The sequence below is a fragment of the Catenulispora yoronensis genome (assembly GCF_039531695.1).
GTDB classification, from domain to species: domain Bacteria; phylum Actinomycetota; class Actinomycetes; order Streptomycetales; family Catenulisporaceae; genus Catenulispora; species Catenulispora yoronensis.
Genome location: NZ_BAAAQN010000003.1, coordinates 255,098 through 277,724 on the forward strand (window position 1 = coordinate 255,098; position 22,627 = coordinate 277,724).

Below are 22,627 nucleotides of genomic sequence, written 5' to 3' on the forward strand. Positions count from 1 at the left end.
CGCACCCATCACTCACGGCTTGGCGTCGTACATAGCCCGATCCGCCGCGGCCATCGCGGCGTCAGCTGTGCGATGTTCAGCGACCTCCGTCCACCCGAACGACGCCCCCACCGGCGTCCCCGGCGCCAGGTCCTGCCAGGGCTCTGACTCCATCGCGGCCAGAACCCTGGCCTCGATCATCCGGGCGTCGGCCGGCGAGGTCGCGGGCAGCAGCATCACGAATTCGTCGCCGCCGTAGCGGGCCACGAAGTCCCCGATCCGGACCGACGTCCCCAGGATCTCCGCCACCCGGCGCAGCACCCGGTCGCCGACGACGTGCCCGTGCACCGTGTTGACCGCCTTGAACCGGTCCAGGTCGATCATGGCCAGCGCGGTGGGCGCGCGATCGGCGACGATCTCCGCGAGCCGGCGGTCCAAGTGGCGGCGGTTCGGCAGACCGGTGAGGGGGTCGGTGAGGGCCTCGACGGTGCTGGCGATCAGGCTGGCGCGCAGAATCTGCTCGTGCGGGTGGCTCGCCGCACGCTGGGCGGACAACTGCTGCATGCGATAGACGCGGTCGCTGAGGATACGAAATCCCTGACGCTCCGCCGCCAGCGCGCCCGCCTGATCCCCGGTCGCGCTCAGGCCGATCGAGCGCAGGCGCAACGCCTCGGTCGCGCCCAGCGGACTGTCCAACGGGATCGACGTCAGGAACTCGGCCGGCCCGGCGATCCGCCCGCCCGGCCGACCCTCCGACCAGCCCTCCGAACCACTCTCCGACCAGCCCTCCGAACCACCCACAGAACGACCCACCCAACGCCCCTCCGTCCGCCCCTCCGCCAAAGCCTGCGACGCGATCGCCGTACGCGCATACAACACGACAGGACTGCTCTCCGCCGCAATCCCGCCACCAGCACCCGCCGCCCGCAACAGCTGCCGGGCGTCCACCTCCGGCTCACCGCCCAACAACTCAAGCCGAGCCGCGGCATACGCGGCGCCCACAACGTCGTACGACGGCAGCGGCGGCTGATCCGCCGACCGCCGCGTCAACCGCAGCAGCTCCTCCAGCTGCCGCAGACACCCCTCCGAGTCGCCGCGATGGTCCAGCGTCAACGCCGCGTCCAACAGGATGCCGATATCCGGCGGCTGCTGATCCGGCAGCCCCACCCCGTGCCGCTCCAACAACGTCAGCGCCGACTCCGGGAACCCGATGCTGGCGTGCGCCCACGCCAACTGACGCACAGCGCGCGCCGTGTCGCCATCCGGGTCCGTCGCCGCCGCCAGCGCCTGCTCGCCGTCCAGCAGGTGCGAGATCGCCGTGTCCAGGTCGCCGCTCAGTCCCGCGGCCGTCGCCGAGAGGCTGTGGAACTGGCACAGCAGCGCGGGAGCGGGGTACACGTCGAGCGCGGCGCGCGCCTGGTCCTGGGCGGCCCGGTACACCGGCCGATTCCAGCGGCCCAGGTTGAAATTGGCGACCAGGTGCATGACGGACATCACCGCGATCAGATACGGATCCCGGAACGTCCGCAGCAGCTCACGGGCCCGATCGACGGCCTCGACGGTCCGCCCCGCGTACAGCAGGTCCGTCACCGTCACCGTCACCATCTCGTCGGCGGCGGGCCGGCCGTGTCGGGTCTGGGTCGTCACCGACTCCCACCTCCTTGAGATCGGCTCAGGGCGCGGCGGCGGGCAAATGATCTTGCCATTATCTTAAACGCGCAGGTCGGGGACGCCAATGGGGCATTTCCTGACTGCCCCGGGGCGGTGGCGCACCGACACCCCTATCCCCCTGTCACGCCCCTGTGGGTAGCCCCTATCGGCCACCGAAGCAGGGTCCGCATTCCTGTTAGCGTCCGAGCCATGACGACCTCGAGCACCAGTATCAGCGCACTGGATGCATTCCACCGATCGGGGCAGGGTGAGGCGCGTCGGGAGGCGTTCCGCACGCTCGTGGCGACGGTCTGGGCGGACGGCGCCCGCACCGCCGAGGCCGACGTGCTGGCCCCGGCCCTGGTCCAGGCGCTCACCGCGACGGAGTCCGCGGCCGCCGACTTCGACGGCCACCACGCCCTCCTGCTCGGCATGCTCCTTGAGGCCAAGCAGCCCGGCGCCGACTCCACCACCGACCCCACCGGCGACCCCGTCACGGAGACCGTCCTCGCCGGTCTCGACGGCTATCTCGCCCGCCTGGCCGCCGCTGGCGACGACGAGCCGCTCACCTTCGCCCTCGTCTACCTGCTCGCCCACCTGCCGGACAGCCGCGAGCGGATCCTGGCGGCCGCCACGGCGCGTGGTCTCGGCGAGGACGATCTCAGTCGCCTGACGCGCTGTCTGGCCCCCTGCGATCCCGAGGACGAGATCAGTGTCCTGAAGCTCGGCCGCAGCTTCCCTTCCCCGGCTGCCTGGACCGTCTCCGACGAGGAGCTGCGCGAGATCGGCGGCTGGGTGCAGTGGGCCGATCTCGGCGAGCACCTGCCCGCGCTGTGGGCTGGCGAGACCAACACCCTGCTCGGCTACAGCGGCGCCAAGGCGCTGTGGGCCGTCGAGCACGGCGCCATCGCCGACACCCCGGAGCACGTCGTCGAGCACGACGTCGTAGACGCCGCGCCGACCGCCGACGCCGACAACGGCAGCGCCGCGCTCAGCCGCTACCTGCCGATCCTGCGCTGCCCCGCCTGCCACAGCCCGCTCGACGCCGAGCCGGAGGAGCTGCGCTGCGTCGCGTGCGGGGTGGGCTACCCGGTCAAGGACGGCTACGTCGACATCGTCGGCGGCGAGGACGAGCGCGAGGATCCGCTGATGGCGCGGTTCCACGAGAAGTGGCTGCGTCCGGCGTTCATGCGGCTGATCGGCGGCAACTGGGCCGGCGAGGTCTCCTTCGCTGATGAGAACCGCTGGGTGATCGAGTTCATGCGTCCGGCCGACGGCCCGATCGTCGACCTGGGTCCCGGCGCCGGTATCACGACCAAGACCCTCGCCGACAAGTACGGCGCCGAGCGCCTGATCGCCGTCGACGCCTCCGCCACGATGCTGGTCCGGCTCGGCCGCCGCGTGCCCGGCACGGCGTCGGTGCGGGCCGACGCCACCAACATGCCCTTCGCGGACGGCACCGTCGGCGCGCTCAACTGCTGGAACATGCTGCACTACTTCGACGACAAGGCGGCCGCGCTCCACGAGATCGGCCGCATCCTCCAGCCCGGCGGCTCCTTCACGCTCATGGACCTGGTCCCGGAGGCGGACCACGTCGCCCGCTACTTCCAGGGCCGGATGGGCGAGACGGTCGTGCGCAAGCTGTTCGGCCCCGAGGAGATCGGCGAGTGGCTGGGCCGCGCCGGCATGACCGTCCAGGACGTCTACCTGCCCGGCGGCAATTTCATGATCCTGCGCGCGGTGCGTACCGCCGAGCCGCTGCCGCAACCGACGCCGGAGGCCGAGGCCGCCGCCGAGTCCGGGAAGCCGAGCGAGCTGCCGCAGCCGGAAGACGTTCTGATGCGGGGCTTCGACGTCTTCGACGCCGTCGTGCGCCAGTTCACTGACGAGGACTGGCAGCGGCCCTCGCCGTGCGACGGCTGGCGGGCGCTGGACGTCCTCGGCCATCTGGGCCACTGCATGGAGTTCAGCTTGCAGCTGCTCCAGGGCGAGCAGCCCGCCTGGACGCCGCCGCAGCCGCCCGGCTCGATGGTCCAGGGCAGCCCGGTGGAGTGGTGGGACGAGCTCGCCGGCCGGTTCCGTGCCTTCGTCGAGAGCCTGAACCTGTCGCGGGAAGTCGAAGTGCCGGAGGGCAAGAGCAACCTCGGCGCGGGCCTGAGCTTCCCCGCCCTCGACCTGTTCATCCACGGATGGGACATCGCCAAGAGCGCCGGACTGGACGTGGAGTTCCCGGCCGACGTCCGCGAGTTCGCGCACATGGTCATCGATCCGCTGCCCTACGAGCGGGTCCGCGGCCCGCGGCACTTCGGCGATCCGCTGCCGGTGCCCGACGACGCGACCGAGACGGTCAAGTTCCTTGCGTGGATCGGTCGCGACGCGGCCTGGAAGGCTCCGGAATAACCCGATCCTTCCTCCTTCCCAGCCGCCGGAACCAGAACAGGAGTAGAGAGCGGATGAGCAGCTACGTACTGGATTTCCACGAGATCGACAAGGCCAATGTTGAGATCGCCGGCGGCAAGGGCGCGCAGCTGGCGGAGCTCACGCGCATCGACGGCGTCGAGGTGCCCGCCGGCTTCTGCGTGACGACGGACGCCTTCCAGCGGATCCTCGCGCGGGACCCGTCGATCGACGACCAGCTCCATCAGCTGTCGCTCCTCAAGCCGGACGACCGCGAAGGCGTCCGCACGCTCAGCGCCGAGCTCCGCCGGACCATCGAGAGCGTCGCCATCCCCGAGGACCTGGTGGACGCGATCACCCGCTCGCTCGTCCGGTTCGGCGAGTCGACCGCCTACGCCGTCCGCTCCAGCGCCACGGCGGAGGACCTGCCGACGGCCTCCTTCGCCGGGCAGCAGGACACGTATTTGAACATCGTCGGGACGGACGAGGTGCTCCGGCACATCAGCCGGTGCTGGGCCTCGCTGTTCACCGAGCGGGCCGTGGCCTACCGCCTGCACCACGGCTTCCACGGCCCCGTCCAGATGGCCGTGGTCGTGCAGAAGATGGTCCTGCCGCAGGCGGCCGGCATCCTCTTCACGGCCGACCCCGTCACGTCGAACCGCAAGGTGGTCTCCATCGACGCCAGCTTCGGCCTCGGCGAGGCCCTGGTCGGCGGGCTGGTGAACCCCGACGTCTACAAGGTGCGCGACGGCGAGATCGTCCTCAAGGAGATCGCCTCCAAGCAGCGCGCGATCCTGGCCTCGCCGGACGGCGGCACGCACGAGCAGGCGATCGAGCCGGAGCGGCAGCTGTGGCCGGCCCTGACCGACGCGCAGATCGAGCGGCTGGAGCAGTTGGGCCGGCGGATCGAGGCGCACTTCGGCTATCCGCAGGACATCGAGTGGTGCCTGGCCGACGACGAGTTCCAGATCGTCCAGAGCCGGCCGATCACGACGCTGTTCCCGGTCCCGGCGGTCGCCGATCAGGAGAACCACGTCTACTTCTCCGTCGGCCACCAGCAGATGATGACCGACGCGATGAAGCCGCTGGGGCTCTCGGTGTGGCAGCTCACGACGCCCGGACCGCTGTCCGAGGCCGGCGGCCGGCTGTTCGCGGACATCACGGCGGTGCTGGCCCCGGCGGTCAGCGGCCCGGCCTTCGCCCAGGCACTGGGGAGATCCGATCCGCTGATCGGCGACGCGCTCCAGACCATCCTCGACCGCGGCGACTTCATCCCGGTGGTGCCGGAGCAGGGTCCGAGCGGTCCGCCGGCCGGCGGGATGCCGCCCGGCGGCATGCCGGCCCCGATCGAGACAGATCCGGCGATCGTCGCCGAGCTGATCGAGCGCAGCCGGGCGGCCTTCGAGACCATGAAGCAGGAGATCCGGACCAAGTCCGGCACCGCGCTGCTCGACTTCGTCCTGGCCGATGTCCGGGAGCTGAAGCAGCTGCTGCTCGATCCGCGCGGCTTCCAGGTGATCACCGCGGCGATGGACGCCACCTGGTGGCTCAACCAGAACCTCCAGGAGTGGTTGGGGGAGAAGAACGCGGCCGACGCGCTCACCCAGTCCGCGCCCGGCAACGTCACCTCGGAGATGGGCCTGGCGCTGCTGGACGTCGCGAACGCGATCCGCCCCCGCCCGGAGGTCGTGGCCTTCCTGGAGCAGGTCGAGGACGACGGCTACCTGGACAAGCTGCCCGCGCTCGAAGGCGGGAGCGAAGCCCGCGACGCCATCGTGGCCTACCTCGACAAGTACGGCGTGCGCTGCGTCGGCGAGATCGACATCACCCGGCCGCGATGGAGCGAGCGGCCGGCCACACTCGTGCCGATGATCCTGGCCACCGTCAAGAACGTCGGGGCCGACGACAGCGGCGAGCAGCGCTTCGAGGAAGGCCGACGCAAGGCGCAGGAGAAGGCGGACGAACTGCTGGAGCGCCTGCGAGCCCTGCCGGACGGGCAGCAAAAGGCTGACGAGACCAAGGCGATGATCGACCGGGTCCGGACGTTCGTCGGATACCGGGAGTACCCGAAGTACCACATGGTCGGCCGCTACTTCGCCTACAAGCAGGCGTTGCTGGCGGAGGCCGAGCGCCTCGTGCACGTCGGAGTGCTGCGCGAGAGGGAGGACATCTTCTACCTCACGCTCACCGAGCTCCACCACGTCGTGCACACGAACTACGTCGACGACCAGCTCATCAGCCAGCGCAAGGAAGCCTTCGACTCCTACCAGGCACTCACTCCGCCCCGGGTGCTCACCTCGGACGGCGAGGTCGTCACCGGGACGTACCGGCGCGACGACGTCCCGGAGGGCGCGCTGGCCGGGCTTCCGGTCTCCGCCGGGACCGTCGAGGGCCGGGCGCGCGTCATTCTGGACATCGCCGACGCCGATCTCGAAGCGGGCGACATCCTGGTCACCACCTACACCGACCCCAGCTGGGCGCCGGCGTTCGTCGTGATCGCGGGCCTGGTGACGGAGGTCGGCGGCCTCATGACGCACGGCGCGGTGGTCGCGCGGGAGTACGGCTTGCCGGCCGTGGTCGGCGTCGAGAAGGCCACCAGCCTGATCCAGGACGGGCAGCAGATCCGGGTGCACGGGTCGGACGGGTATATCGAGGTCCTGGGGTAGGGCGCGGGCCGGGCGCGCGTTCGCCCGCCGAGCTTTTTTGAGGAGGGGATCGGCGCGGACCACCACCGCGGCCGATCCCCTCCTCGTCATCGGCGGCGCGAGCCGCCGGGCTCGGTCGCGACTACCACGTCGCCTTCCAGCCGAGGCTGACGGCCAGCGCCAGGGCCACGGCGGCCAGCACGGGGATCCAGTCCGCGGACAGCGGATGGGTGCGCGTGCGGCGCAGTGTCCCGGCGACGAGGCTCCAGAAGGAAGCGTCGCGACTCGTGGCTTCGGGATCGGATCCGGGGATCGATCCGGTCACCGATGAGGGGATGGATCCAAGGCTGGATCCGGGGACTGATTCGGGGGCGGAAATCGCTTGGTCGAACATCTCCTGCGGTGTCCTCTCGGGTCGACGAGATGTGAGGAACCGGGCAGCGTGGAAACACTCTGGAATGACAGGGCAGCCCGAGCCGGGAATTCTCAGGGCTGAAGGCGCCGGGGGCGCGGCGTGATCAGGAAGGCTGGGAAGTCGCGGCCGCTCCGGGGCCGCACGCGATCAACGGCAACAGGACGAGGACCACACCCGACCGAGGTCGATGTGACTCCTGGAGTAGAGCCGGATCAGCTTCACGCTTATGTGGATAGCAGGATGCTGTGACGTCGTCAATATCGATTCCGGCAAATGTAATCACCTTGGCGGTCACAGCATTTCGGAGGCCGAAGCGAGCGGCCTCGATCCGCCGGGTCGTGACGATCAGCATACTGAGCTTATGACAGCACAATCCGAGCGCATGACAAAGCGCGCCATGACCGTGCCGGAGCGAGAAGCGTTCCTGGCCGAGCCGCTGGTCGCGATCCTCGCCGTCCAGGCCGGGCCCGGGCGGGCCCCGCTGGCCGTGCCGATGTGGTACGGCTACGAACCCGGCGGCGACCTCACGCTCATCACCGCCTCGGCGAGCCGCAAGGCCTCGCTGCTGCGTGCCGCCGGGCGCGCGGCGCTGGTGGTGCAGCACGCGAACCCGCCGAGCAAATACGTGTACGTCGAAGGCCCCGTCGTCGAGATCCGCGAGCCCGCCACCTCCGACGATCGCAGAACCCTGGCCCGCCGGTACCTCGGCCCCGACGGCGGCGACGAATACGTCCGCACCAGCGAGGACGTGACCGCCTCGATGGCGGTCGTCCGCATCCGCCCCGAGCGCTGGCTGTCCGAGATCCAGTCGCGGTGACCGGCTCCTCGGCGGGCGTCGGGGGCATCAGTGATCGCCGGCACTCCCCGGGAGGGTGATCCGCAAGTCGGTCTCGTCCCCCTCCAGCCGCCGCCGCGCGAGCACCGGCGCCACGTCCGGAACCAGCCGGTCCAGCAGGTCCAGCAGCCCGGTGTCCTGCCCCCGGAAGTTGTCCGTGGCTCGGGCGCGATTCACGAACTCCCTCGTCAGGGCCCGGAACACGTCCGTCTTTCGGGCCCGGCGCCGCGCCTCCCGGCCGAGCAGCGGGTCCCAGAACTGGGCGGCCCGCGCGCCGAAACCCTCCAACAGCGGGACCGGCGCCTCGCGGCCGAGGCCCATCATCATGTGCTGCGAGTCCGTCAAGCCGGTCAGCAGCACCGCGTAGCCGGGCATGCTGCTCGCGTCCAGACCCACGCCGATCAGGCTGCCCAGGAGATCCTCCTGCCCGACCTCGGCGAAGGCCGCCGACAGGTCGGCCTGGATGCCGCCGAACAACAACCGGCGGCGCACGTCGTACATCCACGCGCGCTGGCCGCTCGCGGCGGCGGCGCGGCCGGCGGCGGGATCCTCGCAGGCCAGCCGCACCACTTCCTTGCACGTCTCCATCAGCATGATGGCCCACATGCTCGCCGCGAACTCGCTCAGGAACACGCCCCAACCGGTGGTGTCGAGCGCCCGGCCGCCCATCGTCCGCAGGATCAGCTCGGCGCCGAAGTAGTCCGCGACCAGCTCGCTCAGCAGCCCTCCCCGGGCCCCCGGCGGCCCCCACCTGGGCGGCGAACCCTCGAAGTAGTGCTCGACATACTGCGCGAGCATGTCCGCGCACCACTCGACGACCTGGCCGTCGCCGTCGTACAGCGAGTGGCCCAGTTCATGCGCCAACGGCCAGCCGCCCTCCACCATGACCGACTCGATCATCGGGTTGGTGAGGAACGTCTCGATCATCCCGGCGTCCTGGCCCACTACGAGCAGCGGAGTCTTCACGAGCCAGCTGGCGCAATAGACCCGCGCCGCGTCGCCGTGCGCGCCCTGTTGCAGCAGGTAGTCGGCGGCCAGTTGCAGGAAGGCGCTCTGCGCGATCAGCCTGCGTGCGCCCTCATCCGGCACCTTCACCACGGCGATGGTCCTGAGCAAGGCCGCGATGTTGTAGGAGCGCTCGGTGTAGACGCAGTGCACTGTTCCGCCGCGCGCCGAACGAGGGCTGAGCGTGAAGACCTCGGGGACGCAGTTGCGGACCCCGTGGAACTCGATCTCGGTCGACTTGTACCTGGTGAACGTGCGGGCCAGGGACGTGATCACGTCCCACTCGGGGTGCACGAGCGGCTCCGGCGCCGCCCGCAGGTTGAGGATGGAGCGGGCGGCGAAGTCCACACGCGCGTCCACGGATCACCGCTCCGGCTGCTTCGCCAGCAGATCGAGGACCTTGGCGACGTCCTCCGGCCGGGGCCGGACGATCTCGATGTCCCCGGCCTTGATCGACTTGATCCGGCGGCCGTCGACGAACGGATGGACCGCCTTGAGCAGCCGGGCCACGACGTGGCTCGCCACCGTGCCGGCGATCATCCACTCGTCGATCGAGCCGCCCAGCCCCTGGAGCTCGGCCACGTCCGCGTCGACCTCGATCTCGTTCAGCCCGGCCGCCAACGCCGCCATCGTCTCGGTACCGCTGATGACCACCACGTACTCGACGCCATCGCTCATGCCAGAACGGTAACCGGCACTCCGGTGGCTGTCACCGGACCGCGGCGAGACGATGCAGACTTCTTACTCGCCGTCGGGTCCTCGGGGCGGCCCGGACTCGCTCAGGACTCAGGGATTCCGCGGGGCTCAGGGATTCTGGTCGATCAACGCCTCGATCGGCAGCAACGCCGCACCCAGCGACACCGAGTCCCCGCCGAGCTCGGCGACGGACAGGTCGAACTGGCCGCCCGGCCGCGCCAGGCACGCTCCCTTCACCGCCTCGTGGATCCGCTCGCCCAGCGTCTCCATCAGCCGCAGGCCCACCCAGCCGCCGATGACGATCCGCTCCGGGTTGTACAGGTTCACCAGGGCGCCCAGACCGGCACTGAGATACTCGATCGTCTCCTGGACCACGGCCGCCGCGACCGGATCGCCGCCGGCCGCACCGTCGATCAGCTGCCCGAGCGCGCCCCAGCCCGAACCCTCGAACTGCCCGCCGCGCGCGGCCCACGCGTCGAGGATCGCGTCGGAGCCGATGTACGCCTCGACGCACCCGCGCTTGCCGCAGCGGCACAGCCGGCCGTTGTACTCGATGACCGTGTGCCCCCACTCGCCGGCGCTGGAGCGCGACCCGTGGGCGAGCCGGCCCTCGGCCACGACACCGAGGCCCACGCCGCGGCCGAGCAGCGCGACGAGGGCGTGGTCGGAGCCCCGGGCCGCGCCGTACCACAGCTCGGCGCGCGCCTGGGTCTTGGCGCCGTTCTCGGCGTGCACGACCGCGCCGACGTCGCAGAGCTCGGTGATCGAGATCGGATCCCACCCGAGGGACTGCGCGTAGAGGATCCGCTCCCCGGCGTCGTCGGTCTCGACGATGCCCGGCAGCCCGAGCCCGATGCCCAGCAGGTTCGGCCACCGGTCGGGGTTGCGCCGCCGCAGCGCGGTCAGCGCCGAGGCGAGGTCGGCCGCTATCTGCGCGGCCGGTTCCTCTTCCCGGCCGCCGCTGAACTCCCGGTCGACACGGTTCATCGCCAGATCGAACATCTCGACCGCGACGCCGCGCTCGCCGATGTCCGCGCCGATGGTGACGGCGCTGTCGGCGCGCGGACTCAGGATCGCGATCGGCCGTCCGCCCTGGGAGGAGATCGAACCCTTCTCCTCCACCAGGCCGTCGGCGATGAGCTCGGCCACGATGCTGATGGCCGACGCCGCCGACAGTCCACTGTCGCGGGCGATCTCCGCACGAGTGGTCTCGCGCGCGAGGATGATCTGTCGCAGCACCCGGGCCCGGTTGTGCTGCCGCAGGCTGGTGACCGTCGACGGTTTCGCGGCCGGACCGGCGGCCTGGACGGCGGGTTTCTTGATCATGGTTGTATCGTGTTCCCGTCGGAGGCAGGGGTGGCGAGGACGAGCGGGACCGAGCGGGGGCAGGTTCGCGCCGGTTTCAGTCAGAGCTTATCCTAAGCCTTGGGATAAGTGGCGCGGCGGGTGCGGCGGGCGGGGATCGGTCAGGGCGCTGAGGCGGCGCGCCTCGCGGGCCGTCCCGGTCCGGAAGTACCTCCGTTGTGCAACACCTTCTCCGACTATGCAACCTCGCCGGGCAGTCAGACGTCGGTGAGGACAAGGGAAGAACTTGTTACACGAGGAGCTTGCGTCACATGCGGACATCGGCAATACGACTCAGCGGCGGAAAGCGGCGCGTGGCAGCGATCACGCGCCTGGCAGCCTCGGCGACGATCGTCGCGGTGCTGGCCACCGCTTGCAGCAGCGGTTCGAAGTCCGCGGCCGGTACCAGTGGCGGCGGGTTGCCCGCGACGCCGGGTGCCTCGTCATCCGGCGGGCCCGGTGGCTCCGGAGGCTCCAGTGACACACCGCCGCCGACCGCGCCGAGCTCGGCCTCGCCGCCGGTGGTGACGATCACGCCGGACACCGACGCGACGGACATCGACCCCGACTCGCAGGTCCAGGTGAGCGTGGCGAACGGCAAGCTGGACTCGGTCACCGCGACGCTGACCGGCGGCACGGCGATCCAGGGCCAGATGGACGCGACGGCGACGTCCTGGACGTCGTCGGGCGCCCTGGGGACGAACAAGACCTACAACGTCTCGGTCGTGGCCGAGAACGCCGACGGGGTGAAGTCGACGACCACGTCGAAGTTCACCACCTCCAAGCCCTCCGCGGTCTACCGGGGCACCTTCTACCCGGACCCGGGCGACGTCGTCGGCGTCGCGCAGCCGATCTCGGTCAAGTTCACCAAGCCGATCACCGACAAGGCCGCCGTCGAGCGCGGGCTCACCGTCGAGTCGACGCCCGCGGTGCAGGGCTCGTGGTACTGGTACGGCAACCAGCGGGTCGACTTCCGGCCGCAGAACTACTGGGCGCCGGGGACCAAGGTGACGCTCCACATGCGCCTTGACGGCGTGAAGTCCGGCGCCGCCTACGGCGACCAGAACCGCGACGTCACCTTCTCGATCTCCCCGCACGCGATCGTCGCCACGGCCGACGCCGCCGCCCACACGATGACCGTCACGCAGGACGGCGTGCTGCTGAAGAAGCTGCTCATCAGCGCCGGCAAGCCCGGGTTCGACACCTGGAACGGCACGATGGTGGTGCAGCGCAAGGTCGACGACATCACGATGGACTCCAAGACCGTCGGCATCTTCGGCACCGACGGCTACATCGTCAAGGACGTCCGCTACGCGGTCCAGCTCACCGACTCGGGGACCTACGTCCACGCCGCGCCGTGGAACGCCGGCAAGTTCGGCAAGGTCAACGGCAGCCACGGCTGCATCGGGCTGAGCCTGGCCGACGCGGAGTGGTTCTACAAGACCGTGGGCCTGGGCGACCCGGTGGTCGTCAAGAACTCCAACGAGAAGGTCGTGCGGTCCGACAACGGCTACGCCGACTGGAACATCGGCTGGTCGGCGTGGACCGCCGGTAGCGCGCTGCACTAGGCGCATGCGGATTAGGCAGGCGTACTGAAAGAGGCCGCCGGACACGGGATTCCGTGTCCGGCGGCCGCTTTTTTGCGGGCTGTGCCGCTTTGGTCCCTGTCCCTGGTTCTCAGGCGCGCGCGGTGTTCCGGGCCCGGAGCAGCAGGCCTGTGCCGAGGAGTGTGACGGCCAGGGCACCGGTCACCAGAGCTGCCAGGCCTGCCAGATCCGTGCCGGTCCTGGCGAGTGCCAGGCTCGCCAGGGGGGTGCGCTCCCGGAGCGGCCGGGGGGTTCGGCGGTGCCAGCAGGTGCTGTGCCAGCGGGTGCGGCGTCGGCGGTGCCGGGGGTGCTGGGGGGTTCGGCGGCGCCGGCGGGTTCGGGGGGTTGGGCGGGTTCGGAGGGTTGGGCGGATTCGGCGGTGCCGGCGGCGAGGGCTCGACCTGGGTCGTGGTCGTGCAGGTGCTGCCCGCCGCGCAGGCGCCGTCCGTGCGGTCGGGCGTCGCGGTGTTCTGAAGAGTGAGCGGGTCGGCGACCGGACTGTTGACCGTCACCGAGTAGCTGATGTCGATCGACGCGCCGACCGCCAGCGGACCGGACCATTTCAGGGTTCTGCCGACCAGAGCCGCGCCGTTCGTCGCGTCGGCGTTGAACCGCGCGTTGTCGAGGGCCTTGGACAGATCGTCGCTGAACGAGGCGGGGTTGGCGTCGGTGAACGCGGCCGCGCCGGTGTTGGTGACGACCACCGTGTACGTTACCTGCGTGCCGGGTTCGGCCTGCGCCGGCTGGGAGGTCTTCGCGATGGTGTAGCCGCTGATCGGAACGCTGGTGGCGCAGGCTCCCGGACTCGCGCAGCTGCCCGGGGTCTGCGGAACCACCGCGTTGGCCAGCGTGCCGGGGGAGGTCGCCGGGTTGTCGACGGTCACGGTGTAGGTGAAGGTCTGGGCGCCGCCGATCGGCAGGTCCACCGACCAGGTCAGGGTGTCGCCGGTCCGGCTCGCGTTGCCCGTGGCGTCGTTGTTGTCGGCCGCGAAGGGCACGATGCCGGTCAGCGAGTCGGTGAAGACCGCTTGGAGGGTCGACGGCGCGTCCGGGCCGCCGAAGTTGACCGCTCCGGTGTTCGTGGCGGTGATCGAGTAGGTCACGGTGTCGCCGGGTTTGGTGTGGGCGACGGAAGCCGTCTTGGACACCGAGAAGTCGGCGACCGGCGTGGTGGCCGAGCACGCGTCAGCGGTCGTGCATTGCCCGGTCGGCCCGGCGACCAGCGCGTTGGTCAGCAGGTGGTCGCCGGTGTCCGGACTGTTCACCACAGTAGGTGGCCCCGTTGGTCAGGCTGGCGGGGTCCAGCGTGGCGTCGTCGGAGACGTTGCGCAGGCTGTCCTGGAACGTGGCCGGGTTCGCCGCGGTGTACGCGACCGGTCCGATGTTGGTCACGGTGATGGTGTAGGTGACGGAGTCGCCCGGCCGCACCGACGCCGGCGAGGCGACGCTCGCGGTCTTGGCGACGGTGAACGACGGCACGGGCTGCCCGGCCGGGCACGCGGTGCTGCTGGCGGCGTTGTTGCTGAAGTCCGGGTCGGGCTCGTTGCCGATCATCTGCACGCTGTTGCTGATCGCGCCGGTCAGGCAGTCGGTCCCGGCGGTGGCCGGCGCGGTGCCGGTCATGGTGGTCACCGGTCCGTCGTCGCCGTCCGCCAGCGCGCCGCCGGTGCACGACAGGACCGTGTCAGCGCCGTCGGGGCCGATCGAGCAGCCCGCCGTCGTGGTCGCCGGGTTGCCGAGGTTCGCCGGAAGCACGTCGCGGATGATGTAGCCGGAGGAGTGACCGGGGCCGTAGTTGTGGACGGTCAGGTGGTAGGTGAGCGTGTCGCCGACAGGACGGTGGCGGTCGGCGTCGCCGAGGTCGGGTTGTTCAGCCGCAGCTGGTACACGGTGCCGGTGACGTTGTCGGAGATGCCGATGTTGCCGTTGCCGTAGGTCCACTGCGCGCCGTAGGGGTCGGTCGCCACACCGGTCACCGCGAAGGAGACCACCGCCCCGGTGCCGGGATCGATGCGGTACATCCTGCGGTCCGGGCCGTCGACGCCCCAGAGGTAGCCGTCAGCCCAGGCGAAGTCCGACAGGTTGGGCACGTCGGCGGACAACACGATGGTCTGCGTGGTCTTGGCGGGGACGTTCACCGCGTACAGCCGCCGGTCGGTCTGGGCCAGCCGGACGTAGAGCGTGTCGGCCGTGGCCCCGTCCCCGAACGTCCCCTGGTTGTAGTTCGCCGCGCTGGACGGCAGGCCGACCTGGCCCAGCCCGGTGGTGACGCCGCCCTGCTTGACGAAGGTGATGTTCCCGGTCTGCTGGGTCGCCTCGTACAGCGTCGTCGGCTGCCCGCGCGTCGGCCCCTGCGCGACGAACACCGGGCCGGGGCCGCTCGGGAAGGCGTCTCCGGCCGCGGCTCGGACCGCAGATCCAGCGGGATGGTTATGCGACTGGTGAAGTTCGGCCCAAACAGGGCCGAACCGGGCCGAGCCCCAGGGTTCGGCCGTCCGAAGCATTGGTGTGATGATCGGTGGCCGACCCGGCTTCGGGCCGGGTCGGCGCGTCAGGCTACTGAGGCCGACCGCCCACCGCGACCGCCACCTGCCCGGCCAGCGCCGGGCTGAGGACGGCGGTCCCGCCGAACAGCTCCACCGACGCCAGCTGCGGCCGCAGCGCGCTGAGCAAGGCCGCCGTCTCCGGCGGCAGCGTCGACGGCACCAGCACCAGCTCGCCCCCGGTGGCCGCGGTCAGCGCGCCGCCGGTCAGCGCGTCGGCGAAGTTCGCGCCGGTGGCGATGCCGATCCGGTGGACGCCGCCGGCCGCCATGGCCGCCTGCACCACCTTGAGGTCGGTGTCGTAGCGGGTGGCGCCCGACAGCGGTTTGACATAGCCGGGCAGTCCGGCCGTCGCCGTCACCGCCTGGCCGCCGATCGCCCATGCGCCGGGCGCGCCCGCGGAGGACTGGGCGACCCGGCTCGTGATGTAGGCCCGCACGTCCGGAGCCAGCGTCTTGCCGTCGGTCAGCAGCACCGCCGCCGGTCCGGCGGCCGGCGCGGCCGGGCCGGTGGCGAACGGGCCGGCCGCGAGCGCGTCGGCGTAGTCCAGGCCGGTGGCCAGCACCACGTGCTGCGGGCTGCCGAGGCCGCGCTGGGCGATGTCCAGGGCCGTGTGGTCGCGGTCGTCGCCCGCGAACCGGGTCACCGTGTACCCGAGCCGCGTCAGCTGGCTGACGATGGCCGGGGCGACGGCCTTGGCCCCGCCGAGGACGTCGATCTGGCCGCCGTTGGTCCCGAGCACCCGCTTGATCTCGGCCAGCGTCTCCGGAGTCAGCGCCGCCGGGTCGGTGAGCAGCAGCGGCCCTCCGGCCTTGGCGGCCAGCGGCACGCCGGCCAGCGCGTCGGCGAACTGGTCGCCGCGGGCCAGGACGACCACGTGCGCGCTCGGGCGGCCGGAGGAGTCCCCGCCGGCGTCGGCCCAGCGCGACTTCGACACCGCGACGCCGGTGAGGTACCGGTTGTCACCGGCCAGCCGGGCGACCGGCGCGATCCCGGTGCCGGTCATCTGCAGGTGCAGGCCGCCCTGGCCGTCGGTGGCGGTGACCTCGTACGAGGACTGCTGCGGGCCGGCCGTGCTCGGCGTGAAGGACATGGTCACGTGGATGCTCTGACCCGGTCCGAGGACCTGGCCCTCGGAGAGCGGCAGCGCGGTGGCGAACACGCCGATCGGCGCCTTCGCCTTGGAGATGGTCAGCGGCGCCGTGCCGGTGTTCGTCACGTCGAAGCCGGCCGTGGCCGTGGTGCCGACGGCGACGTCGCCGAAGTCCAGCGTGTCGGGCGAGAGCTGGAGGTGGCCGTAGCCCGACACCGCGCCGCCGGTGAGCGGGACGCCCAGGGTGCCGCTGGTCGAGACGACAGTCAGCTGGCCGCCGGCCGGGCCGGCCGAGGTCGGGGCGAAGGTGATCGTCACCGCGACCGACTGGCCGACGCCGATGGTCATGCCCTTCGACAGCCCCTCGACGACGAACGGGGCACTCGGCAGCGTCAGGCTCTGGATCGTCTCGTCCACCGAGCCGGTGTTCCAGATCCGGATCGCCATCGTCTGCCGCGTGCCGGTCGGCTGGTCGTCGTTGAACTGCACCGGGCTCGGCGACGCCCCGAGGCCGTTCATCAAGCCGGTGCCGTTCAACGACACGCCGACGCTCCCGGCGCTGGTCGCGACCGTCAGGATCCCGTTCGCCGCGCCGGGGGCGGTCGGGGAGAAGGTGACGGGCAGGGTCACCGTGCCGCCGGTGTTCAGCGTCACCGGCTTCGCCAGCGGCGTGGTGTCGACGGAGAACGCCGAGGCGTTCACCTTCGCGCCGGTGACCGTGACCGGCTGCGTCGCGGTCAGCGTCACCTGCTTCTGCGCGCCGGACCCCACCTCGACCGGCCCGAACGTCACCGGGCCCGTCGTCAGCGGGGTCTTCGCGGGCTTGCCGAAGCCGATGACCTTGCCGATCGCGTCGGTCTCGCGGGTGCCGAGGTAGACGTGGTCGGAGTCGGTGGCCACGACCGTGTACTTGGCCGCCCGGCCGATCGGCGCCGAGAACAGCTTGGTGAGGTGCCCGTGCGAGTCCGGGACCGCGGCGTACGCGTTCAGCGTCGCGTTCTCGCCGGTCGCGCCATTGCCCCACGGCCCGCTCGGGGCGTCCACCACCCAGACCACCGCGCTGCCCGCGGTCTTGCCGTTCGAGGTGACGATCGGCGATCCGCTGGTATAGCCGAAGGTGTCGGCGGTGGTCCCGGCCTGGGTCAGGATCGGCGTGCCGTCCGCGCTCACCCCGGCCTGCAACGCGATCATCGGCTGCTGGTTGCCGACCTCGTAGACGTAGCCGCCGTCGCCGCCCCACACCGCCGGGTGCCCCCACTGGCCGCCGGGCAGCGGGCCGATGGTCTGCACCGCGGCGTCGGTGCCGCCGGGGCCCTGCCCCATGCCGCCGAGATTGTCGCGGTTGAGCAGGAACAGCCGGCCGTCCTTGCCGCCGGCGAACAGCAGGTGCGGCACCTTGGGGGTGCCGAAGCTGTCCGGGAGCGCGACCGGGCCGCCGGAGCCCAGGTCGGTGTCGTTCATGTCCAGCGTCGCGTTGTCGGTCGGGCTGAAGAAGTCCGCCGCCGCCAGCGACCGGTTCGAGCCGACCTGGAGCCGGACCACCGATTCGGCCAGGTGGCCGCCGGGGCTGTGGCCCGGACCGGCCTGCGGGCTGACGCCGTTGCCGGTGGACAGGATGATGCGGCCGTCGCCGTCGGAGACCAGGCCGCCGCCGGCCTGCCAGATGCCGGCGCCGCTGCCGGCGTCGTTGGTCTCCGTGGTCCACATCGCGGTCTGCTGCCCGGAGGCGGCGTCGACGCCGACGACGTAGCCGTGCCACGGCGTGAAGTCGCAGTGCGAGCCGAACCCGGCGTAGACCACGCCGTTGAGCAGCAGCAGCCCGGCGCGCTGCATCTGGTGGAAGGCGTCGAAGGGCGTCGAGGGGTCGTTGCTCGGCGCGCCCTGGATGGTGGTCGGCCAGCCCGACCGCTCGGCACCGGTGCCCGGGTCGATGGCGTGCAGCTTCCAGGCCGCCTTCTTCGAGTCGCCGCCGGAGTAGGTCTTCGACATGAGATAGACGGTGTTGCTGACCGGGTCGAAGACCGGGGCGCTGGTGATGCCGACGGTCGGCCCCAGGTCGCCGCAGCCGATCGGCGGCTCGATGTCCGCCGACGGCCAGGCCGGGCCCAGGTCGTTGCGGGTCCACCGGATCGCGCCGGTCAGCGGGTCCAGACCGTAGATCACGTTGTTCTCGGTGGCGACCACGAGCACGCCGGCGACCAGCAGCGGCTGGGCGAAGACCTGGCCGTCGACCGTGGTGCGGAAGATCTCGCCGAAGGAGGGGTCGGAGACGTTCACCGGGCTGAGGCCGGGCTCGTGCTGGTCCCACCCGGTGCGGGCGTTGTCGATGGACACCGTGGTCAGGTCGGCCTCGGCCGCGCCCGGCTGGATCAGGCCGGCCGTCAGGACGGCCGCGCCGGCGCTGAGCGCGGTTATTCGAGATCGGCGTGTTGTCACGGTTGTCCCCCTGATGGCAGCACGCCGATTCGGTCGGCGCAGACGGCGAGCGACCAAGTCCTACCGGTCGCGCTGTATGCGCGTCAATTGGGTCAATGCCTATGTAAGGGGCCGAACAGGTATCGCCTGGGAGGGGGCGCCGGGGGCCGGGGTGGTCGGTGTGCCGCTCACGGCCGCCAGTCCGCCACCAGGTCGAGCAGCCCCGGGAAGCGATCCTCCAGGTCCTCGATCCTGACCTGGCTGCGTCGCTCCAGGCCGTACTGGCGCTGCCGCGTCACCCCGGCCTCGCGCAGCACCTTGAAGTGGTGGGTCAGCGAGGACTTGGGGCGGTCGAAGCCGAACCATCCGCAGGTGTGGTCGTACGCCTCGGCCTCCAGCAGCAGGCGCTGGACGATCGTCAGCCGCAGCGGATCGGACAGCGCGGCCATCACGTGCTCCAGGCGGATGTCCTCGCGGGCCGGCTCCTCCAGCGGTTCCGGGGTGTGGTCGGCCGCCGGGAAGGACTTGAACCGGGACTTGAACCGGGTGGGGGCGCCGTCGGTCGGCGCGGTGCTCGGGGTTTTAGCGCTCGCCGTGCTCACGGCCTTGGTGCTCACGGCCTTGGTGCTCATGGTCTCGGTGCTCATGGTCTCAGCGCCCATCGGAAGCCTCCTCGCCTGCTGTACGAGTTCTATCGTACAGTGTGTTAAGTTCGAAAAAACTCGTACTGATGCTGGGGGAGTGCTTCCATGACCGGTCTTCTGTCCGCCGCCGCGCCGCGGATCCGCGAACGAGCCGGCGACGCCGGCTCCACGAGGGCGATCCTGACCGCCGCGTGGCCGATCACCGCCGTCTTCATCCTGTCGAACGCCGCGACCCCGCTGTACGTGCTCTGGCAGCACACCATGGGTTTCTCCAAGGGCACGCTGACCGTCGTCTTCGCCTTCTACATCGTCGGCCTCCTGTTCTCGCTGCTGGTCTGCGGCGTCGCCTCGGACCGGCTGGGCCGCAAGGCGGTCCTCGTCCCCGCGCTCGCCCTGGCCGGGGCCGCCTGCGTGGTCTTCGCCACCGCCACCTCGGTCGTGGCGCTCATCGTGGCCCGGCTGTTCACCGGGATCGCGGTCGGCGCGGTCGTCAGCGCCGGGATGGCCGCGGTCTCCGACGTCGCCGGGCCCGAGCGGCGGCGCCACGGCGCACTGCTCGCCTCGTGCGCGATGGTCTTCGGCGCCGGCCTGGGGCCGCTGACCGCCGGAATCCTGGCCCAGACCGTTCCCGGCCCGACCGTCACCGTCTTCGTGGTCGAAGGGGTGCTGCTGCTCACGGCCCTGGCCGCCGTGCTGCGGCTCCCCCTGCGCCGGCCCGCGCGCGTCGCCGGCGGCAGCTGGATCCGGATCCCGTCCGTCCCGCACCAGGGCCGGCTGCCGCTGCTCCACGGCGTCGCCGCCTTCGCCCCCGGCATCACGGCCACCTCGTTCGTGCTGTCGCTCGGCCCCTCGCTGCTGGCCGGCCTGCTGCACTCCGACAGCCGGATCCTCGCCGGCTGCACCGCCTTCGTCATGTTCGCCGCCGCCACCGGGGCCCAGTTCGCCGTCCACCGGCTGCGGCGCCGCACGATCCTGCTGACCAGCGTCACGGCCACCGCTGTGGCGATGGCGGTCCTGGCGGTGTCGGTGAACACCGCCTCGGCGCCCCTGCTGTTCGCCGCCGCGATCCTGTCCGGGGTCGGGCAGGGGCTGGGCCAGCTCGCGGGGCTGTCGCTGCTGAACGCCGCCATCCCCCCGCACCGCCTGGCCGAAGCGAACGCCGCCCTGAACGTCGGCGGCTACCTGGCCGCCGGAACGCTGCCGGTCGCCGCGGGCTACCTCAGCGACGCCGTCGGTCTGAGCACCGGCGCCTCGGTCTTCGCGGGCGTCCTCGCGGCGCTGGCGCTCGCCGGTGGCGCGATCGTGCTGACCACCCGACCGGCGGGCGGCGTCGAGGGCTGAACCGCGGGACCGTGGTGTCCACGGGCTCGCCGGGCACCCGGGCCATTAGGCTCTCGCCGTGACCGACACCTTGATCCTCGCCGTTGCCCAGCCCCATACCGTCTCCTACGCGGTGGCGGCGAACGCGGAGGTGCACGCCGCCGCGATTCGCAGCGCGCAGGCCCGGGTGGTCGTCTTCCCCGAACTGTCCCTGACCGGCTACGAATACGACGCCCCGGCCGTGTCCGCCGACGACCCGCGGCTGGCCCCGATCATCGAGGCCTGCGCCGAGACCGCCGGCCTGGCCCTGGTCGGCGCCCCGGTCGCCGACACGTCGGGCCGTAGCTACATCGCCGTACTGGCCGTCGAGGGCACCGGCGCCCGCGTCGCCTACCGCAAGATCCACACCCACGCCGACGAGCAGACCCGCTTCAGCCCGGGCGACCGGCCGGCCGTCGTCACCGTCGACGGCTGGCGGCTCGGCCTGGCGATCTGCCGCGACACCGGGATCGCCCAACATGTGACGGACACAGCCGCCCTGGGCATGGACGTCTACGTCGCGGGCATCCTGGACTACCAGTCCGCGGCCGACGTCCCCGACGACCGCGCCCGCCGCATCGCCCAGGACCACGGCGTCTGGGTCGCCTTCGCCAGCTTCGCCGGTTCCACCGGCGCCGGCTACGACGCCGCCCGGGGACACTCGGCGATCTGGGCCCCGGACGGAGAGGTTCGGGCTCGGGCGGGGGTGGAGCCGGGGGAGGTTGTGCGGGCGGTGCTCAGCAAGGCGTAGCGCATAGAGACCGCGCAGCCCCTGCGGTACGCCAGATCGGCGGCCCGCAGGGGCGCTGGGAAGACGAGCGATATCAGCCCTCGGATGCCGCCGGACTAGTTGACCGTGACGTTGACGAGGTAGTAGTTGGGGTCACCGTTCGGCTGCGGCTGGTAGAGGGGGCCGTAGCCGCTGCCCGTGATGATGGCCCCGGTCTTGATCTCCCGCCACTTCGCGGTGACGCTCTCGCCGTAGGAGTACACCTCCTTGTACCAGTCATTGACGAGAAGCGTCCGGGAACCCGAGTTGTCGTAGTCGAAACATTGCACCTGGGGCGCACTGTCCTTGATGATTTCGAACCCGGGCCGCGCGGTGCAGTTCCAGTCCCTGTTGACGTTCGCGCTGGCCGGCGCGATGGTGAGAAGGCCGGCGGCTGTCACGCCGGCCAGAATGGCGGCTGCGCGAGTCTTTCGGGTCCTTTTCATTGTGTGCCTGCCTCCGTGAGTATTCGGGTTCTGTACGGGGATTTCCGTACGTCGATCACTCTTCATCGACGCGTCGGCCGGCTCAAGATTTCCGCACAACTCCGCACTGGCCCGCACTGCCCCGCACAACGCTGTACAGCCCTGGTCAGCGGGCGCGCGGAGCGAATACGATGCCTGATATGGGGGAGGCTGACGTGGACGCCGGCATGGCTCCGGATCCGGCCCGGGCGGCGGATCTGGGGGAGTTGATCAGGGAACTGGGACGGCTGCGGATATGGGCCGGGAGCCCGTCGTACCGCACGCTCGCCAAGAGTGTCGGGCTCTGCCTGCGGCCGCCGCGCGCGGTCTCGTTCCGGACCGTGGCCGACGTGTTCGTGGCCAGCAGGCGGCGGCTGGACCTGGACTTGTTGGTGGCTGTCGTCCGGGCGCTGGGGCTGTCCGAGACGGAGGTGGCGCGGTGGCGCGACGCCTGCGTGCGGGTCCACGCCGATGCCAAGGGTGCCGATGCCAGAAGCGCCGATGCCAGAACCGCTGAATCCGGCCGGTCGTTCCGCCAACTCCCGGCGGACCTCGCGACGTTCACCGGCCGCGCGTCCGAGCTCGCAGGACTTCTGGACGTGGTGGCACCGAGCGCGGCGTCCGCGTCGACTGTCGTGATCTCGGCGATCGACGGAATGGCGGGCATCGGCAAGTCCGCCCTGCAACCCATGTGTGAATGTATCTACCTTCGACGCTGTCAATCCTGCCTCTGGTCGAGAGCGTGACGTACGTTTGCGTACGAGGGGTGGGGGGAGATTTGGCGCAAT

19 protein-coding genes are annotated in these 22,627 nt (G+C 71.1%); 7 read left to right on the forward strand and 12 right to left on the reverse strand.

The window, feature by feature from the left end:
• Positions 1-12: 12 nt before the first annotated feature.
• On the reverse strand, positions 13-1,626 hold the full coding sequence (locus tag ABD481_RS03860) for a GGDEF domain-containing protein (RefSeq protein WP_344664093.1): 1,614 nt from the start codon (positions 1,624-1,626) through the stop codon (positions 13-15).
• Positions 1,627-1,839: 213 nt separating this feature from the next.
• On the opposite strand from ABD481_RS03860, the gene ABD481_RS03865 reads away from it, so the two are divergent.
• On the forward strand, positions 1,840-4,029 hold the full coding sequence (locus tag ABD481_RS03865; RefSeq protein WP_344664094.1) for a TIGR03086 family metal-binding protein: 2,190 nt from the start codon (positions 1,840-1,842) through the stop codon (positions 4,027-4,029).
• Positions 4,030-4,082: 53 nt separating this feature from the next.
• A complete protein-coding gene (rph, locus tag ABD481_RS03870; RefSeq protein WP_344664095.1) occupies positions 4,083-6,692 on the forward strand; it encodes a rifamycin-inactivating phosphotransferase in 2,610 nt (869 codons plus the stop codon).
• Between the two features lie 121 nt (positions 6,693-6,813).
• Here the strand turns inward: rph and ABD481_RS03875 are convergent, their stop codons facing one another.
• Positions 6,814-6,996, reverse strand: a complete 183-nt coding sequence (locus tag ABD481_RS03875) for a hypothetical protein (protein ID WP_344664096.1) — start codon at positions 6,994-6,996, stop codon at positions 6,814-6,816.
• Positions 6,997-7,468: 472 nt separating this feature from the next.
• Here ABD481_RS03875 and ABD481_RS03880 point away from each other — a divergent pair, with 472 nt between their 5' ends.
• Entirely contained in the window at positions 7,469-7,903 is a 435-nt protein-coding gene (locus ABD481_RS03880; RefSeq protein WP_344664097.1) for a pyridoxamine 5'-phosphate oxidase family protein, read from the forward strand.
• A 27-nt stretch (positions 7,904-7,930) separates the two neighbouring features.
• On the opposite strand, the gene ABD481_RS03885 is transcribed toward ABD481_RS03880, so the two are convergent.
• The 4 genes from ABD481_RS03885 to ABD481_RS03900 all read right to left on the reverse strand — a co-directional run bounded on the left by ABD481_RS03885 (position 7,931) and on the right by ABD481_RS03900 (position 11,501).
• Positions 7,931-9,286 (reverse strand): hypothetical protein, encoded by a 1,356-nt coding sequence (locus ABD481_RS03885; RefSeq protein ID WP_344664098.1) that lies wholly within the window; start codon positions 9,284-9,286, stop codon positions 7,931-7,933.
• A 3-nt stretch (positions 9,287-9,289) separates the two neighbouring features.
• Positions 9,290-9,604, reverse strand: a complete 315-nt coding sequence (locus ABD481_RS03890) for a hypothetical protein (RefSeq protein ID WP_344664099.1) — start codon at positions 9,602-9,604, stop codon at positions 9,290-9,292.
• 126 nt (positions 9,605-9,730) lie between these two features.
• On the reverse strand, positions 9,731-10,948 hold the full coding sequence (locus ABD481_RS03895) for an ROK family protein (protein ID WP_344664100.1): 1,218 nt from the start codon (positions 10,946-10,948) through the stop codon (positions 9,731-9,733).
• 286 nt (positions 10,949-11,234) lie between these two features.
• Positions 11,235-11,501 carry a hypothetical protein gene (locus ABD481_RS03900; protein WP_344664101.1) on the reverse strand — a complete coding sequence of 89 codons (267 nt, stop codon included), beginning with the start codon at positions 11,499-11,501 and terminating at the stop codon, positions 11,235-11,237.
• On the opposite strand from ABD481_RS03900, the gene ABD481_RS03905 reads away from it, so the two are divergent.
• Positions 11,491-12,534 (forward strand): L,D-transpeptidase, encoded by a 1,044-nt coding sequence (locus tag ABD481_RS03905; protein ID WP_344664102.1) that lies wholly within the window; start codon positions 11,491-11,493, stop codon positions 12,532-12,534. The two genes, ABD481_RS03900 and ABD481_RS03905, sit on opposite strands and share 11 nt — an antisense overlap.
• Before the next feature lie 11 nt (positions 12,535-12,545).
• Here ABD481_RS03905 and ABD481_RS03910 read toward each other — a convergent pair whose 3' ends face one another.
• The 5 genes from ABD481_RS03910 to ABD481_RS03930 form a co-directional block, all read right to left on the reverse strand.
• Complete coding sequence (locus ABD481_RS03910) at positions 12,546-13,817, reverse strand: DUF7927 domain-containing protein (RefSeq protein WP_344664103.1); 1,272 nt, start codon at positions 13,815-13,817, stop codon at positions 12,546-12,548.
• Positions 13,738-14,361 carry a DUF7927 domain-containing protein gene (locus ABD481_RS03915; protein WP_344664149.1) on the reverse strand — a complete coding sequence of 208 codons (624 nt, stop codon included), beginning with the start codon at positions 14,359-14,361 and terminating at the stop codon, positions 13,738-13,740. Before ABD481_RS03915 ends, ABD481_RS03910 begins: the two co-directional genes overlap by 80 nt.
• Entirely contained in the window at positions 14,358-14,918 is a 561-nt protein-coding gene (locus ABD481_RS03920; RefSeq protein ID WP_344664104.1) for a DUF6923 family protein, read from the reverse strand. Before ABD481_RS03920 ends, ABD481_RS03915 begins: the two co-directional genes overlap by 4 nt.
• Positions 14,919-15,108: 190 nt before the next feature.
• On the reverse strand, positions 15,109-18,624 hold the full coding sequence (locus ABD481_RS03925; protein WP_344664105.1) for a cell wall-binding repeat-containing protein: 3,516 nt from the start codon (positions 18,622-18,624) through the stop codon (positions 15,109-15,111).
• A gap of 167 nt (positions 18,625-18,791) precedes the next feature.
• Positions 18,792-19,235, reverse strand: coding sequence for an ArsR/SmtB family transcription factor (locus ABD481_RS03930; protein ID WP_425559108.1), 444 nt, complete (start codon positions 19,233-19,235; stop codon positions 18,792-18,794).
• Between the two features lie 117 nt (positions 19,236-19,352).
• On the opposite strand from ABD481_RS03930, the gene ABD481_RS03935 reads away from it, so the two are divergent.
• Together ABD481_RS03935 and ABD481_RS03940 are read left to right on the forward strand one after the other, a co-directional pair.
• Positions 19,353-20,588 carry an MFS transporter gene (locus ABD481_RS03935; RefSeq protein WP_344664106.1) on the forward strand — a complete coding sequence of 412 codons (1,236 nt, stop codon included), beginning with the start codon at positions 19,353-19,355 and terminating at the stop codon, positions 20,586-20,588.
• A 58-nt stretch (positions 20,589-20,646) separates the two neighbouring features.
• Positions 20,647-21,357, forward strand: a complete 711-nt coding sequence (locus tag ABD481_RS03940) for a carbon-nitrogen hydrolase family protein (RefSeq protein WP_344664107.1) — start codon at positions 20,647-20,649, stop codon at positions 21,355-21,357.
• Between the two features lie 95 nt (positions 21,358-21,452).
• Here the strand turns inward: ABD481_RS03940 and ABD481_RS03945 are convergent, their stop codons facing one another.
• A complete protein-coding gene (locus ABD481_RS03945) occupies positions 21,453-21,776 on the reverse strand; it encodes a hypothetical protein (RefSeq protein ID WP_344664108.1) in 324 nt (107 codons plus the stop codon).
• 224 nt (positions 21,777-22,000) lie between these two features.
• Here ABD481_RS03945 and ABD481_RS03950 point away from each other — a divergent pair, with 224 nt between their 5' ends.
• Entirely contained in the window at positions 22,001-22,585 is a 585-nt protein-coding gene (locus tag ABD481_RS03950) for a hypothetical protein (protein ID WP_344664109.1), read from the forward strand.
• Positions 22,586-22,627 lie beyond the last annotated feature (42 nt).

Bases quoted from the DNA above. Each gene is read 5' to 3' on its own strand.
- ABD481_RS03865 (WP_344664094.1), top strand. From the start codon at position 1,840: ATGACGACCTCGAGCACCAGTATCAGCGCACTGGATGCATTCCACCGA.
- rph (WP_344664095.1), top strand. From the start codon at position 4,083: ATGAGCAGCTACGTACTGGATTTCCACGAGATCGACAAGGCCAATGTT.
- ABD481_RS03880 (WP_344664097.1), top strand. From the start codon at position 7,469: ATGACAAAGCGCGCCATGACCGTGCCGGAGCGAGAAGCGTTCCTGGCC.
- ABD481_RS03890 (WP_344664099.1), bottom strand. From the start codon at position 9,604: ATGAGCGATGGCGTCGAGTACGTGGTGGTCATCAGCGGTACCGAGACG.
- ABD481_RS03895 (WP_344664100.1), bottom strand. From the start codon at position 10,948: ATGATCAAGAAACCCGCCGTCCAGGCCGCCGGTCCGGCCGCGAAACCG.
- ABD481_RS03930 (WP_425559108.1), bottom strand. From the start codon at position 19,235: ATGAGCACCAAGGCCGTGAGCACCAAGGCCGTGAGCACGGCGAGCGCT.
- ABD481_RS03935 (WP_344664106.1), top strand. From the start codon at position 19,353: ATGACCGGTCTTCTGTCCGCCGCCGCGCCGCGGATCCGCGAACGAGCC.
- ABD481_RS03950 (WP_344664109.1), top strand. From the start codon at position 22,001: ATGGGGGAGGCTGACGTGGACGCCGGCATGGCTCCGGATCCGGCCCGG.